The 15251-nt window shown below is 70.6% G+C and carries 11 protein-coding genes and 1 pseudogene; 5 read left to right on the top strand and 7 right to left on the bottom strand.

Annotated features, from left to right (window positions below; genetic code table 11):
* Nucleotides 1-11 precede the first annotated feature (11 nt).
* Nucleotides 12-713, top strand: a complete 702-nt coding sequence (locus ACLQ3B_RS33210) for an alpha/beta hydrolase (protein ID WP_425784619.1) — start codon at nt 12-14, stop codon at nt 711-713.
* A gap of 145 nt (nt 714-858) precedes the next feature.
* Nucleotides 859-972, top strand: a pseudogene (locus ACLQ3B_RS33205) (nitroreductase family protein); the annotation flags it as partial.
* Nucleotides 973-1127: 155 nt separating this feature from the next.
* Here ACLQ3B_RS33205 and ACLQ3B_RS33200 read toward each other — a convergent pair.
* Together ACLQ3B_RS33200 and nrdR are read right to left on the bottom strand one after the other, a co-directional pair.
* The gene (locus tag ACLQ3B_RS33200) at nt 1128-4001 is read right to left on the bottom strand and encodes a vitamin B12-dependent ribonucleotide reductase (protein WP_425784618.1); all 2874 of its coding nucleotides are present in this window, start codon (nt 3999-4001) and stop codon (nt 1128-1130) included.
* Between the two features lie 67 nt (nt 4002-4068).
* On the bottom strand, nt 4069-4569 hold the full coding sequence (nrdR, locus tag ACLQ3B_RS33195; RefSeq protein ID WP_425784617.1) for a transcriptional regulator NrdR: 501 nt from the start codon (nt 4567-4569) through the stop codon (nt 4069-4071).
* Between the two features lie 539 nt (nt 4570-5108).
* On the opposite strand from nrdR, the gene lexA reads away from it, so the two are divergent.
* Nucleotides 5109-5894, top strand: coding sequence for a transcriptional repressor LexA (gene lexA, locus ACLQ3B_RS33190; RefSeq protein ID WP_357247520.1), 786 nt, complete (start codon nt 5109-5111; stop codon nt 5892-5894).
* Nucleotides 5895-5967: 73 nt separating this feature from the next.
* Here lexA and ACLQ3B_RS33185 read toward each other — a convergent pair whose 3' ends face one another.
* Nucleotides 5968-7653, bottom strand: coding sequence for a hypothetical protein (locus tag ACLQ3B_RS33185; protein WP_425784616.1), 1686 nt, complete (start codon nt 7651-7653; stop codon nt 5968-5970).
* 50 nt (nt 7654-7703) lie between these two features.
* Nucleotides 7704-9158 (bottom strand): GTPase HflX, encoded by a 1455-nt coding sequence (gene hflX, locus ACLQ3B_RS33180; protein ID WP_425784615.1) that lies wholly within the window; start codon nt 9156-9158, stop codon nt 7704-7706.
* A 183-nt stretch (nt 9159-9341) separates the two neighbouring features.
* Here hflX and ACLQ3B_RS33175 point away from each other — a divergent pair, with 183 nt between their 5' ends.
* Nucleotides 9342-10808 (top strand): NAD-dependent malic enzyme, encoded by a 1467-nt coding sequence (locus ACLQ3B_RS33175; protein ID WP_425784614.1) that lies wholly within the window; start codon nt 9342-9344, stop codon nt 10806-10808.
* 123 nt (nt 10809-10931) lie between these two features.
* Here ACLQ3B_RS33175 and dapF read toward each other — a convergent pair whose 3' ends face one another.
* Genes dapF through ACLQ3B_RS33160 form a run of 3 tightly spaced genes read right to left on the bottom strand, consistent with a single transcriptional unit; the run spans nt 10932 to nt 13472 of the window.
* Nucleotides 10932-11777, bottom strand: a complete 846-nt coding sequence (dapF, locus tag ACLQ3B_RS33170; protein WP_425784613.1) for a diaminopimelate epimerase — start codon at nt 11775-11777, stop codon at nt 10932-10934.
* A 7-nt stretch (nt 11778-11784) separates the two neighbouring features.
* Nucleotides 11785-12687 (bottom strand): tRNA (adenosine(37)-N6)-dimethylallyltransferase MiaA, encoded by a 903-nt coding sequence (miaA, locus tag ACLQ3B_RS33165; protein WP_425784645.1) that lies wholly within the window; start codon nt 12685-12687, stop codon nt 11785-11787.
* A gap of 17 nt (nt 12688-12704) precedes the next feature.
* Complete coding sequence (locus tag ACLQ3B_RS33160; protein ID WP_425784612.1) at nt 12705-13472, bottom strand: hypothetical protein; 768 nt, start codon at nt 13470-13472, stop codon at nt 12705-12707.
* 150 nt (nt 13473-13622) lie between these two features.
* Here ACLQ3B_RS33160 and ACLQ3B_RS33155 point away from each other — a divergent pair, with 150 nt between their 5' ends.
* Nucleotides 13623-14831, top strand: coding sequence for a DUF349 domain-containing protein (locus tag ACLQ3B_RS33155; protein WP_425784611.1), 1209 nt, complete (start codon nt 13623-13625; stop codon nt 14829-14831).
* Nucleotides 14832-15251 lie beyond the last annotated feature (420 nt).

Raw genomic sequence — 15251 nt, 5'->3', positions numbered from 1 at the left:
GGGAAACCATCTTGAACAGCATTCCGTCGCTTCTTCTCGTGCACGGCGCCTGGCACGGGTCCTGGGTCTGGCAGTCGCTCATCAAGCAATTACCGGACATCGACATCCACACCGTCGCGCTACCCAGCAGCGGCAATGACCCCACTGCCCTCGGGGACCTCCACGACGACGCGGCCGTGGTCAAGGCCGCCGTCGCCGCCATCGACGGACCGGTCGTGGTAGTCGCCCACTCCTACGGTGGCGCACCAGTCACGGAGGCGCTCGCCGCCGCGGACAACGTACGCCGAATTGTTTATCTCGCCGCTTTCCAGCCGGACGTCGGCGATTCGCTCTTCTCGACCGCCGGTGGAGTTGCTCCGCCGTGGTGGGAGGTGCACGAGCGGACGGACCTGAAGGGCCAGGGTCACATCGAGCCATCGCAGCCGCGAGAGGTCTTCTACGGCGACGTCGATCCGGAGATCGCGGAACAGGCCGTTGCACGACTCGGACTCCAGTCCTGGGCCTCGACGCAGCAGCCGCTGACCGAGGCCGCGTGGCGCACCATTCCCAGCACCTACATCATTTGTGAGGCCGACAACGCTCTTCCGCCCTTCGCGCAGGAGCTCATGGCCAAGCGGGCCGACCGGGTGTTGCGGATGAACTCCTCGCACTCGCCGTTCCTTTCTCAGCCCGCCGAACTGGCCGCGCTGATCCGGCCGGAACTTTCCGCCTGACGCGGGGGCGCGGGTAGAGCGGGCGTCGCCCGGCCGGGCATACGACTGGGCGGCGGACCGCCACCCCGCATCCGGGAGTCCGAAGACCGGCCTCGCGTCATCGGCCCCCACAGGGGCGCGAGCGCAGCGGGAGCCTGCCTTGAACATCGGACTCTACGAGACCATCCACCGCCGCCGGGACGTACGTGCCCAGTTCACCGGGGCACCGATCCCCGAAGAGACGTTGGGCCGGATCCTCACCGCGGCTCATGCCGCGCCCTAGGCGCGCGAACGCCCGGGGCTCGTCGTCGCCGCCGGCGCCATCACGCCCCGGGTCGGCGGGGTCGGTCCGACCACGAACAGCACGAGCATCTGGAAACGGCGCTGCCCCGACTCCCACGAGGGGAGCCGGGGCAGCGCCGCGTTTCGCGTACGTCAGCTGCAGCCGCTGGTGGAGCCGCAGCCCTCGCAGACGTAGCAGCTACCGGCGGGGCGCATCTTCGTACCGCAGGTGAAGCAGAGGGGCGCGTCGGCGGCCTTGCCGATGACGGCCTCCAGCAGTTCGGTGCTGGAACCCACGCTCGGAGCCGGCTTGGCGGCGGCCACGTCGGCCATCTCCTGGGCCGGCTGGGCGACAGCCTCCGCCTTGGCCGGGGTCTCCACCGGTGCGGACGACGCCATCGCGGTGAGCTCGACGCCGGTGACGGCGGCGGCCTCCGCGTCGGCCTCGGCCCGCAGCTGGGCGGCCCGCTCCGAGGCGGTGAAGATGCCCAGCTCGGCACGGCGCTCGTAGGGCAGGAAGTCCAGCGCCAGGCGACGGAAGATGTAGTCCATCACCGAGGCCGCCATCCGCACGTCCGGGTCGTCGGTCATGCCGGCCGGCTCGAAGCGCATGTTTGTGAACTTGCTGACGAACGTCTCCAGTGGCACGCCGTACTGCAGGCCGATGCTGATGGCCACCGAGAAGGCGTCCATCACGCCGGCCAGGGTCGAGCCCTGCTTGGACATCTTCAGGAAGACCTCACCGAGGCCGTCGTCCGGGTAGGACGACGCGGTCAGGTAGCCCTCAGCGCCACCGACGGAGAAGCTGACCGTCTCGGACGGGCGCTTCTTCGGCAGGCGCTTACGCACCGGCCGGTACTCGATGACCTTCTCGACCGCGGCCGGCGCGGCCGTTGCGGTCTCGACGGCGGCCGACTCGGTGGCCTTGTTGGACTTGGCCACCGAGAGCGGCTGGCCGACCTTGCAGTTGTCCCGGTAGATCGCCAGCGCCTTGAGGCCCAGCTTCCAGCCCTCGAAGTAGATCTTCTCGACGTCCTCGACTGTGGCCGCCTCCGGCATGTTGACCGTCTTGGAGATGGCGCCGGAGACGAACGGCTGGATGGCCGCCATCATCCGCACGTGACCCATCGGAGCGATGGTCCGCTCCCCCATGGCGCAATCGAACACCGGGTAGTGCTCCGGCTTGAGGCCGGGGGCGTCCACCACGTGGCCGTGGTCGGCGATGTGCTCGATGATCGCCTCGACCTGCTCCTCGGGGTAGCCGAGGCTGCGCAGGGCGCGCGGCACCGTCTGGTTGACGATCTGCATCGAGCCACCGCCGACCAGCTTCTTGAACTTGACAAGCGCCAGGTCCGGCTCCACGCCGGTCGTGTCGCAGTCCATCATGAAGCCGATCGTGCCGGTCGGGGCGAGGACGCTCGCCTGCGCGTTGCGCCAACCGTTCTTATCGCCGATCTTGTTGCCCTGGGTCCACTGCTTGGTCGCCTCACGGACGATCGCGGTGGCCACCGGGCTGGTCGGCTTGATCTCGTCGTTCGCGGCAGCGTGCTTGCGCATGACCCGCTTGTGCGGCTCGGCGTTGCGGGCGTAGCCGTCGTACGGGCCGACGACGCCGGCCAGCTCGGCCGAGCGGCGGTAGGCGGTGCCGGTCATCAGGGACGTGATCGACGCGGCGACCGAGCGGCCCTGGTCCGAGTCGTACGGCAGGCCGGTCGCCATCAGCAGGGCGCCCAGGTTGGCGTAGCCGATGCCGAGCTGCCGGTAGGCGCGGGACGTCTCGCCGATCTTCTCGGTCGGGAAGTCCGCGAAGCAGATCGAGATGTCCATCGCCGTGATGACGAACTCGACGGACTTGACGAACTTCTCCACCTCGAAGCCACCGTCGGCGCGGAGGAACTTCATCAGGTTGAGCGAGGCCAGGTTGCACGAGGAGTTGTCCAGGTGCAGGTACTCCGAGCACGGGTTCGACGCGGTGATCCGCCCGGTTTCCGGGCAGGTGTGCCAGTCGTTGATCGTGTCGTCGTACTGCAGGCCCGGGTCGGCGCACTCCCAGGCGGCCTGGGAGATCGTGCGGAACAGCTTCTTGGCGTCGACGGTGTCGATCACCGAGCCGTCCAGACGACCGCGCAGGTCGAAGCCCTTACCGTTCTCCACTGCCGACATGAACTCGTCGGAGACCCGAACCGAGTTGTTGGCGTTCTGGTACTGCACGCTGACGATGTCGGAGCCGCCGAGGTCCATGTCGAAGCCGGCGTCCCGCAGCGCGCGGATCTTGTCCTCCTCGCGCGCCTTCGTGACCACGAACTCCTCGATGTCCGGGTGGTCCACGTCGATGATGACCATCTTGGCCGCCCGACGGGTCGCGCCACCGGACTTGATGGTGCCGGCGGAGGCGTCCGCGCCGCGCATGAAACTGACCGGGCCGGAGGCGGTGCCGCCGGAGGAGAGCAGCTCACGGGACGAGCGGATGCGCGACAGGTTCACCCCGGAGCCGGAGCCGCCCTTGAAGATCAGCCCCTCTTCCTTGTACCAGTCCAGGATGGAGTCCATCGAGTCGTCGACGGCCAGGATGAAGCAGGCGCTGACCTGCTGCGGCGACGGCGTGCCGACGTTGAACCAGACCGGCGAGTTGAAGCTGAACACCTGGTTCAGCAGCATCCAGGTCAGCTCGTGCGCGAACACCTCGGCGTCGGCCGGGCTCGCGAAGTAGCCGTACTCCTCACCCGCGGTGCGGTAGGTGGTGACCACCCGGTCGATCAGCTGCTTGAGCGACCACTCCCGCTCCGGGGTCCCCACCGCTCCCCGGAAGTACTTCGTGGTGACGATGTTGGCCGCGTTGACGCTCCACGACTCCGGGAACTCCACCCCACGCTGCTCGAAGTTGATCGAGCCGTCCCGCCAGTTCGTCATCACGACGTCACGGCGCTCCCAGGAGACCTCGTCGTACGGGTGGACCCCCTCCGTCGTCCACACCCGCTCGATCTTCAGCCCCACGCCTGCCTTGTTCCGTGAACGGCTAGTTGTCACGCCGTCGCCCCCCTCGTCTGCGCGGTCACCCACCGCGCGTCCCAATCTCTTGAAAAACTGTGAAGACTCAGCTGGTACGGCCGGCGGCCTCGACCGCATCGGCCCGGCCCTGCTCCCGGGCTCGCGCCGCGGCCCGCAACGTGTCGATCTCGCGCTCGAAGTCGGCGAGCGAGTCGAACGAGCGGTAGACGCTGGCGAACCGCAGGTAGGCGATCTCGTCCAGGTCGCGCAGCGGACCCAGGATCGCCAGGCCCACGTCGTGACTGGGGATCTCGGCGGCCCCCTTGGCCCGGACCGTCTCCTCCACCCGCTGCGCGAGCAGCGCGAGGGAGTCGTCGTCCACCGGCCGGCCCTGGCACGCCTTGCGCACCCCGCCGATGATCTTCGTGCGACTGAACGGCTCGGTCACCCCGCTGCGCTTGACGACCGCGAGGACCGCCTCCTCGACGGTCGTGAACCGCTTGCCGCACTCCGGGCAGGAACGCCGCCGTCGGATGAGCTGGCCGTCGTCGGCCTCCCGCGAGTCGACCACCCGGGAGTCAGCGTGCCGGCAGTACGGACACCGCATCGCCCACCTCCTAAAAATGATCAACTGCGAGCACACCGGACACCCCCGGACACGCCTCACCGCGACGGTGCCATCCTCGGATGACGCCCGCCGTGATCGACATTACGGGAGTGCGGTCGGTAGTCAGACCCAACCTGTAGGCAACTTACGCCCGTGTCACTACTACATCTAGGGGTCGACCGTATGTCGCCGGGGAAGCCGGGTCAAGTTGGTCGGCGTGTCCGGCGCGTCACGCACCATCCGGTCGTCCACGCCCCGCAGCCCGCCCGAAGACCCAACGTCACGACCCCGCCCGGGTTACCGGCCAGCAGGCCGGAGCCGACCGGAAAATGGTGGACGATCGAACACCAGTACTACCTGACGTACCATTTATCAGAACATCCGTACGACCGGAGTGCTTTTTCACCCCGACACGCCGGTGAGAGGTCGTACAGATGTTTGAAAATGACTGATCTCACCTATACGGTCATGAACAACGTGGCACCACCGCACGCACCACGAGCCGACGAGGCACCCAGCGCCGACCAGGGAGGACGGACGTGACCGAGGACCGGGCCAGCCGGCCGAAGAGCCCGCAGCAGATCACCGAGGCGGGCCCCCCGGCCACCCGACGCCGCACCGCCGCGCGCAGCCGGACGGGTCAGCCCGCCGTGCGCCCGGTCACCCCGGTGGTCAGCGCCTTCCCCGACCCGGCGACGGTCGACCTGACCGCCCGCCAGCGCCGCATCCTGGAGTTCATCCGCAACTGGGTGGAACGACACGGCTACCCGCCGAGCGTCCGGGAGATCGGCGAGGCGGTCGGCCTGGTGTCGCCGTCCAGCGTCGCCTACCAGCTCAAAGAGCTGGAAAAGAAGGGCTTCCTGCGCCGCGACCCGAACCGCCCGCGCGCGGTGGACGTCCGCGCCCCGAGCGAGGCGATCGACGACGAGCTGTCCAGGGCACAGCGACCGACCCCGGCGTACGTGCCGATGCTCGGTCGGATCGCCGCCGGTGGGCCGATCCTCGCCGAGCAGGCCGTGGAGGACATCTTCCCGCTCCCCCGCGAGCTGGTGGGTGAGGGCGAGGTCTTCATGCTCCAGGTCAAGGGCGACTCGATGCTCGACGCGGCGATCTGCGACGGCGACTGGGTGGTCGTCCGGCAGCAGCCGACAGCCGACTCCGGCGAGATCGTGGCCGCCATGCTCGACGGCGAAGCGACCGTCAAGACCTACCGGCGGCGCGACGGGCACGTCTGGCTGATGCCGCAGAACCCAGCCTTCGACCCGATCCCCGGCGACGACGCCACCATCATGGGCCGGGTCGTGGCGGTGCTACGCCGGATCTGACCGATCGGCGGGTGGGCGCCGACAGCGCTCACCCGCACCGCTCGTCAGGGACGGATAAGGGTCTCGGCGCCGATCAGTAACGGTCGCCCCGGTGACCGCGACCGCCGGGATACTGCCCGTACGGGTCGACGGGCGGAGCGTCGTCGTCGCGTCGACGGCCTGGCCGCTGACCCCGGTAGTCGGGCTCCTGCCCACCGCGCCGGGGCGGCTCCGCGCGGCCGGGTTGACCGCCGTCGCCGCCGTAGACGCCACCGCCAGGACGACCACCGCCACTGGCCGGGGGACGACCACCGCCACTGGCCGGGGGACGACCACCGCCACTGGCCGGGGGACGACCACCACCGCTGGCCGGGGGACGACCACCACCGCCGTACACGCCGGCACCGCCGCCGTCCGGTCGTGGCGCGCCGTAGCCACCGTCAGCCGAGGCCGGCCGGCCACCGCCGTACACGGCACCACCCGCCGGGGCCGGGCCGCCGCGACCCGCACCAGCGCCGTAGACCGCGCCGCCGGCCGGCGCGCCGCCTCCGTAGACACCGCCCCTCCGGTCGTCATCGGCCGGGAACCCGTCGACGGCACGACCCACACGCGGGCCGAACGGCTCGCCATCCGGGTCGGACGTGTCGGACGCGTCAGCGCTCGGCGGCCGACGGCGGGCACGAACGATGCCGAAGATGCCGGTGGCGACCAACAGCAGGCCGAGCAGCCCAACCGCCCCGACCAGGTACGTGATGTCGTCGAGGCTCAGCCCGTCGGTCCAGGACTTCGAGGCGGCCGACTTGCCGCCCTCCTCCGGGGCCAGTGGCGCGGCTGTGGAACTGGACGGGGTGTAGCTGAGGATGTCGAGCGGCTCGTCCTCGCCGAAGCGGGTCGCGTCGGAGACGGTGAGGAACGACTTCCCGTCCGAGGTGTAGCTGATGGCTTCGCCGAACGGGTCGGCCAGCGGCGTCACCCGCGGCTTGCCGGTGGTGAGGGCGGCCACGATGTCGCCACCGGTCACGTCGAACTCGAAGGCGTCCGCGTAGGTGCGCAGGACCACCCGGGTGCCGTCCGGTGCCCGCGACGCGCCGGTGATGGCGATCCGGCCGAACGTGTTGAGGGTGTTCTCCGTCTCGGTCTTCGGCAGCGTGATCTCGCCGGCCTTACGCATCGGCACCGGGTCGGTGTCGCCGCTCTTCAGGGTCGCCGACGGCGTGTAGATCTCGGCCTTGCCGCTTGTCACCTTGGTGATGATCAACGGTTTTCCGTCGTCGCCGATGAGTAGCGCCTCGGCGTCGTGCGGTTTGGCCTCGGGGTAGGAGAGCCGGTGCAGCGTCGGCTCCTTGGCTCCGGTGACCGGCATCGACCAGAGCGCGACGCGGCTGCGGCGCTCCTTCGAGTCGGGGTTGTCACCGGTGTCGGCGATCCAGAGGGTGCGCCCGTCCTTGGACAGGGCGAGATCCTCGGTGTCGAACGGACCCTGCCCCGAGTAACGGACCGGCTCCTTCGAGATCTTGCACTTGCTGTCCAGGAAGAAGACCCGCTTGCGGGCCGTGACCTCGGTGCTGTCGTTGACGACGATGAAGCCACTCTTGGTGGCGACCATGCCGGACAGCTCCCGTAGGCGCTCGTCGGCGATCACGCATCGCTTCTGGCCAGGGTTGGCGGCGGGCGGCCCGGACGCCCCAGGGGCGGGAGCCGCAGCGGCGACTCCGGCGAGCGCCACGGTTGCCCCGAGCAGGCCGAGGGCAACCGTGACCGAGGAAACAACGCGGCGCATTCGGCCAGTGTCGCATGCCGCGCGTTTCCAGTGGATGACGCCGTGGCCGCTCAGGACCGGCTGCCGGCCGCCTGCCCCTGGCGCTCCACGTCGAACGCCGCCAACTCAGCAGCCAACTCCGCGCCGACGCGGACGTGCAGCAGGGTGCCCTCCGGCAGGTGCGCCGTGCTGAGCACCTCACCCGTGCGGTGCGCCCGAGCCACCAGGTCACCCCGGTCGTACGGCAGCACGGCCCGGACCTCGACGGCCGGGCTCGGCAGCCGCTCCTCGATCGTCGCGCGCAGCTCGTCCATGCCCCGCCCGGAGTAGGCGGACACGAAGATGGCGTCCGGCCAGAGCCGCTTGAGCCGCAGCAGGGTGTCCTCGTCGGCCGCGTCGGTCTTGTTGACCACCAGCAGCTCGGGAAGCCGGTCCGCGCTCACCTCGGCAAGCACGGCGTGGACCGCGCGGACCTGCTCCTCCGGGTCCGGGTGGGTGCCGTCGACGACGTGCACCACCAGATCCGCCTCCGCGACCTCCTCCAGCGTCGAGCGGAACGCCTCGACGATCTGGTGCGGCAGGTGCCGGACGAAGCCGACCGTGTCGGAGAGGGTGTAGAGCCGCCCGTCCGAGGTGGTGGCCTTACGGGTCGTCGGGTCCAGGGTGGCGAACAGCGCGTTCTCCACAAGCACGCCCGCGCCGGTCAGGCGGTTGAGCAGACTGGACTTGCCGGCGTTGGTGTAGCCGGCGATGGCGACCGCGGGAACGGCGTTGCGGGAACGGCGGGCGCGCTTGGTCACGCGTACCGTCTTCATGTTCTTGATCTCGCGACGCAGCCGGGAGATGCGGTGCCGGATGCGCCGTCGGTCGGTCTCCAGCTTGGTCTCACCGGGACCACGGACACCCACACCGCCGCCGGCGCCGCCGCCCCGGCCGGAACCACCTGTCTGCCGGGAGAGCGTCTCACCCCAACCGCGCAGTCGGGGCAGCAGGTATTCGAGCTGGGCCAGCTCGACCTGCGCCTTACCTTCCTTGCTCTTGGCATGCTGGGCGAAGATGTCGAGGATCAGCGCGGTGCGGTCGACGACCTTGACCTTGGTGCGCTGCTCCAGGTTGCGCAGCTGCGACGGGGACAGCTCACCGTCACAGATGACCGTGTCGGCGCCGGTGGAGAGCACCACCGCGCCAAGGTCGTCGACCTTGCCGCGGCCGATGTACGTGGCCGGGTCGGGTCGGGTACGACGTTGGATGAGCCCTTCGAGCACCTGCGAACCGGCGGTCTCGGCCAGCGCGGCGAGCTCGGTCAGCGAGTTTTCCGCATCGGTGACCGTGCCTTCGGTCCAGACACCCACCAGGACGACCCGCTCCAGCCGCAGCTGGCGGTATTCCACCTCGGTGACGTCGGTGAGCTCGGTTGACAGGCCCGGGACGCGTCGGAGGGACTGCCGCTCCGACAGCTCCATCTCGCCGGTGGTGACGTCGTCGAGCTCGTCCTCGACGGGGACAAAGCTCTCCTGGTCTCGCAAGCGGTTCTCCTGTCCGTTTTGATAAGTAGAACGTAATCCTGACATGACACAACGCCGAACGCACCTGCTATATGCCCATGGTGAAGGTCGCCAAAAGTGGGGGCGAATGCTGGTGGGCCGCGACAACCCGGTAGAAATGCGGGCGGCGGCCGATCGGTCGCACAGCCGTTACGGAGGGATCCCGTGGCCATCACCCGACTGCCGAGCGCCGGATTTTCGATCACCATCCGGATCGCCGTGACCGCGGACGCTTCCTCGATCGGCCGGCTCACCACCTCGGTGGGCGAGGCCGGGGCGATCGTCACGGCACTGGACGTGGTGGACTCGGACCCGACCCACGTGATCGTCGACCTGACCTGCGACACCGCCGACGCCGGTCACGCCGACCAGGTGGTCGACGCGCTGACCGCGCTGGACGGCGTGGACGTGCGCAAGGTGTCGGACCGGACGTTCCTGCTGCACCTGGGCGGCAAGATCGAGGTGACCTCGAAGGTCGCGCTGCGCAACCGCGACGAGCTGTCCCGGGCGTACACCCCGGGGGTGGCGCGGGTCTGCATGGCGATCGCCGAGAACCCGGCCGACGCCCGGCGACTGACCATCAAGCGCAACACCGTCGCGGTGGTCAGTGACGGCTCGGCGGTGCTCGGTCTGGGCAACCTGGGCCCGGCCGCGTCGCTGCCGGTGATGGAGGGCAAGGCCGCGCTGTTCAAGCGCTTCGGCGGGGTGGACGCCTGGCCGGTGGTGCTGGACACCCAGGACACCGACGAGATCGTGCAGATCGTCAAGGCGATCGCGCCGGCCTACGGCGGCATCAACCTGGAGGACATCGCCGCGCCGCGCTGCTTCGAGATCGAGGCCCGACTGCGCGAGGCGCTGGACATCCCGGTCTTCCACGACGACCAGCACGGCACCGCGATCTGCGTGCTGGCCGCGCTGACCAACGCGCTGCGGGTGGTGGGCAAGCGGCTCGAGGACGTCCGGGTGGTCGTCTCCGGCGCCGGCGCGGCCGGCACCGCGATCATGAAGCTGCTGCTGCGCCAGGGCGTCGGCGACATCATCGCGTGCGACCGGGACGGCGCCCTGCACCGCGGACTGACCGGGCTCAACTCGGCGTGGCAGTGGCTGGCGGAGAACACCAACAAGGAGAACTACTCCGGCGACCTGCCCGGAGCGATCCAGGGTGCCGACGTGTTCATCGGGGTCAGCGCGCCGAACCTGCTCACCGGCGACGACATCGCCCAGATGGCGAAGGATTCGATCGTCTTCGCCCTCGCCAACCCGGACCCGGAGGTCGACCCGCGGGAGGCGCGCAAGCACGCCGCCGTGGTCGCCACCGGCCGCTCGGACCAGCCGAACCAGATCAACAACGTGCTCGCGTTCCCCGGGGTGTTCCGGGGCATGCTGGACGCGCACGCCGAGGAGTTCACCGAGGAGATGGCCATCGCGGCCGCCCGGGCCATCGCGGACGTGGTCGGCGAAGAGAAGATCAACCCGACGGTGATCGTGCCGAGCGTCTTCGACTCCCGGGTCGCCCCGGCGGTCGCCGCCGCCGTGCGCGCCGCCGCGCACAACCCGAGCCCGCTCCCGGCCGCCGACCCCGGCCCGGCCGACCTCCCCGAGATCGCAGCCAACGCCAGCGCAACCCCGTAACCCCGTAACCCGCCCCACCCCCACCCCCACGCCCACGCCGTTGATCAAGAGGTTTGCGTCAGGAACCACGCGGGATCTGACGCAAACCTCTTGATCAACATGGTGGAGAGGGGAGAGGGTGCGTCAGGGGCGGAGGGCGGCGGGGGTGATGTCGCCCGTTGCCACCAGGACGGCGGGGCCGGAGAGCCAGCAGGAGGTCTCGGTGACGGTGACCGTCAGGCGGCCGCCGGGCACGTCCACGGCGACCACGCCGGTGTCCCGGCCGGCGTCGCGCAGCGCCACCGCACCCACCGCGCAGGCACCGGTGCCGCAGGACAAGGTCTCGGCGCTGCCGCGCTCGTACACCCGCATCAGGCTGTGCTCGTCGGTGCCGTCGACCCGCTCACCCGCCACGATGAACTCCACGTTCACCCCGCTCGGGAAGACCGCCGGGTCGAACCCGGGCGCGACGGTCAGGTCCAACGCCGACAGCTCCACGCCGGTCGGCAGCACGCAGACCAGGTGCGGGTTGCCGACGTCCACCACAGCACCAGTCAGTGTCAGCCCGCCGAGGGTGGCGGCGGAACTGTCGTACACCTGGGGTCGGCGCATCTCGACGGACACGACGTCGCCCTCGACCAGCGCGCGCACGACGCCGGCCCGGGTGGCCACCGGCAGCGCCGCACCGGCCGGCGTGGCCAACCCGGTGTCGAGCAGGTAGCGCACGAAGACCCGGGCGCCGTTGCCGCACATCTCGGCGAACGAACCGTCGGCGTTCCAGTAGTCCATGAACCACTCGGCCTCGCCGACCAAACCCGCGCCGTCCGGATGCTTGGCCGCGCGGACCACCCGCAACACACCGTCCGCGCCGATGCCCCGACGCCGGTCGCAGAGCGCCGCGACTAACTCGGGGGTCAGGTCGAGCTGACCGTCCGGGTCGGGAAGGAGGACGAAGTCGTTGCCGGTGCCGTGGCCCTTGGTGAACTCCACTGCCCCATTATCGCGTCTCGGCCGGCACCAGACGCAGGGCGGCCCCGATCAGGTCCGGGGTCGTCGAGTCCAGCCAGTGGATCCGCGGGTCGCGCCGGAACCAGGACCGCTGCCGGCGGACGAAACGCCGGGTCGCCCGGACCGTCTCGTCGTGCGCCTGCGCCTCGGTCAGCTCACCGGCGAGCAGTCGCAGCACCTGCTGGTAGCCCAGCGCCCGACTCGCCGTCCGCCCCTCGGGCAGGCCACGCCCGACCAGCTCACGGGTCTCCGGCACCAGGCCGTCGGCCCACATCCGGTCGACCCGCAGCGCGATCCGCTCGTCCAGCAGGCCGGTGTCCAGGTCGACGCCGAGCTGCACCGACGGGTAGTACGGCGTGGGCTGCGGCAACGAGGCGGCGAACGGCGCGCCGGTGAGCTCGATCACCTCCAGGGCCCGCACGATCCGCCGACCGTTGCCGGGCAGGATGCTCTCGGCGGCGACCGGGTCGGCGGCGCGCAGCCGCGCGTACAGCGGCGCCGGGCCGACCTCGGCCAACTCCCGCTCCAGCCGCTCCCGCAGCGCCACGTCGGTGCCAGGAAACTCGAAGCGCTCCAGCACCGCCCGCACGTACAGCCCGGAGCCGCCGACAAGCAGCGGCACCCGCCCCCGGGACAGGATGTCGTCCACCGCCGCGCGCGCCAGTCGCTGGTACTCAGCCACGCTCGCCGGCTCGGTGACCTCCCAGATGTCCAGCAGGTGATGCGGCACCCCGTCCCGCTCGGCGAGGGTCAGCTTGGCGGTGCCGATGTCCATGCCCCGGTAGAGCTGCATGGAGTCGGCGTTGACCACCTCCCCGTCGAGGGCGTGCGCCAACGCGATGCTCAGCGCGGACTTGCCGGCCGCGGTCGGGCCGACCACGGCGACGACCATGCCGACGCCGTCGCTTGTCACACCCGCTCCCAGGACGCCACGAAGTAGGCCACACCGTAGGGGGCGGAGTCGTGCAGCAGCTCACCGCGCCACCCGCCGCCGGCCGCGCGGGCCGCGCCGGCGAGCACCTGCCAGGGGGCGCGCCCGGCGGCCTTCAGCTCGGCCGACACCACCGGGTCGAGGTCGAGCAGGGCGTCCAGGTCCGCGTCGGCCAGCGCCGCGGCAACCCCCCGGTCGTACGGGAGGGCGCGCGCGTCGTCGTACCCGGGTGCCTTCTCACCCCGGCAGGCCGACCCGTCCCCGAGCACCAGGGACGCCACCCGGTCGCCCGCGGCGCCGACGTCGTCGGCGAGCGCGGCCAGCTCGGCCGGGCCGGCGTCGGCGGCCACCTGCACGGCGGTCACCGGCGGTCGGGAGTCGTGGCGGGCCAGCAGCCACGCGCCGATGGTCAGGCTCAACGGCAGCACCGCGCCCCGGTCCGGCTGACCGGGCACCAGCGGCACGTCCAGGTCGACACCCCAGGGCTGGAGCGAACCGGTCGCCGGGGTGCGGATCGGGCCGGTCACCGGGCCGGTGCCCAACAACACCACAATGTCCGGATCGGTGGCCAACAGCCGGCGTACGGCGGTGTCACAGGCCGCCCGCAGAGCGTCCAACTCCGGGGCCGCGGAGCCGGCCACCTCGGGCACGAGCAGGGGCGGATGCGGGCAGACGGCGGCGGCGACCAGTGGCACCCGTTCACCGTAGCGGGAATCCCCGGTGCGTCTCCGCGCCGATCCGGTCATTAGGCCCCTAGGACACCGTATGGTCACGGTCGGCGATAGGCGCTCGACGCGGACCGGGTCGGACCTGTGACAATGCCGGAAGCAACTTGGCTGCGCCGTGGCGGCGACGGGGGATCAATCCCTCGACGCCGGGAGAACGAGGATGGGCACATGAGCGACTGGACTGCCTTCGGACGGGTGGACGCGGACGGCACCGTGTACGTCAAGACCACCGAGGGCGAGCGGGTGGTCGGATCCTGGCAGGCGGGAGCACCGGAGGAGGGCCTGGCACACTTCGCCCGCCGCTTCGCCGACCTGGTGACCGAGGTGGATCTGACCGAGGCGCGGCTCAAGTCGGGTGCGGCGGACGCCGGGCACTCGTTGAGCACGATCCGACGGATCCGCGCCACGCTGCCCGAGGCCAACGTGGTCGGCGACATCGACGCGCTGGCCGCACGCCTGGACAAGCTGGCCACCCTCGCCGAGGAGAAGGCCGGCGAAGCGCGCGCCGCCCGGGACGCCGCTCGCGGCGAAGCCCTGGCCCGCAAGACCGCGCTGGTCGAAGAGGCCGAGAAGATGGCCGCAGAGTCCACCGGGTGGAAGACCGCCGGGGACCGGCTCAAGGAGATCCTCGACGAGTGGAAGACCATCCGCGGAGTCGACAAGAAGGCCGACGGTGAGCTGTGGAAGCGGTTCGCCGCCGCCCGGGACGGCTTCACCCGCCGCCGCGGCGCCCACTTCGCCTCCCTGGACTCGCAGCGAAAGCAGGCGCAGACCGCCAAGGAGGAGCTGGTCGCCGAGGCGGAGAAGCTTTCAGACTCCACCGACTGGGCCGCCACCGCCAACCAGCTCAAGGACCTGATGACCCAGTGGAAGGCCGCTCCGCGCGCCTCCAAGGAGGCCGAGCAGAAGCTCTGGGAACGGTTCCGGGGTGCCCAGGACGCCTTCTTCAGCCGGCGCAGTGAGGTCTTCTCCGCACGGGACAACGAGCAGCGCGGCAACCTGGAGCGCAAGCAGGCCCTGCTGGCCGAGGCCGAGGCGTTGGACATCGACGCCGACCCGAAGGGTGCCCAGGCCAAGCTACGGGAGATCCAGGCCCAGTGGCACGAGGCCGGCCGGGTGCCCCGCGAGGCGGCCGCCGGGCTGGAGCGCCGACTGCGCGTCATCGACGACAAGGTCCGTGACGTGATGGACTCGGCGTGGCGCCGCACCACCAAGGAGGACAACCCGCTGCTCACCCAGATGCGGACGCAGGTGGCGGAGGCCGAGGACCGGCTGGCCCGGGCGCAGAGCGCCGGGGACGCACGCCGGATCAAGGAGGCCGAGCAGGCCCTCGCCTCCAAGCGGCAGTTCCTCCAACTCGCCGAGCAGGCCGGCTGAGCTGACGATCGTCCGGAGCCCTCGGTCCCTAGCGGGACCGGGGGCTCCCGCGTACCCGCTCCCACGCTCCGGCCCCTCGCGTCCCCGCGCCCTGGCCCCCGCGCCCCGGGCCCCGCGCCCCGGCCCCCGGCCCCGGCCCCCGCGCCCCGGCCCCCACGTCAAGATCCGCGCAACTTCCCGGATGTTGCTGCCTCGGACGCTCGGGAGACAGCAACATCCCTGATGTTGAGCGGATCTTGACGGCTAGCAGGTGGCCTGGGAGACCGGGAGCGGGGTTTCCGGCACCAACGACCGTCAAGGTCATGCCCGATCCAGGATTTAGTGGCCACCTGGCGCCAGGACACCACTACATCCATGTCAACGCCGTTGCGTTTAGCGCTGTGAGCGGGAGGCAAGTCCTTTCTCGAAGACTGTGATTTC

This window comes from Micromonospora sp. DT53 (genome assembly GCF_049841535.1).
Lineage (GTDB): Bacteria > Actinomycetota > Actinomycetes > Mycobacteriales > Micromonosporaceae > Micromonospora.
This window is presented reverse-complemented; position numbering and strand designations above follow the sequence as displayed.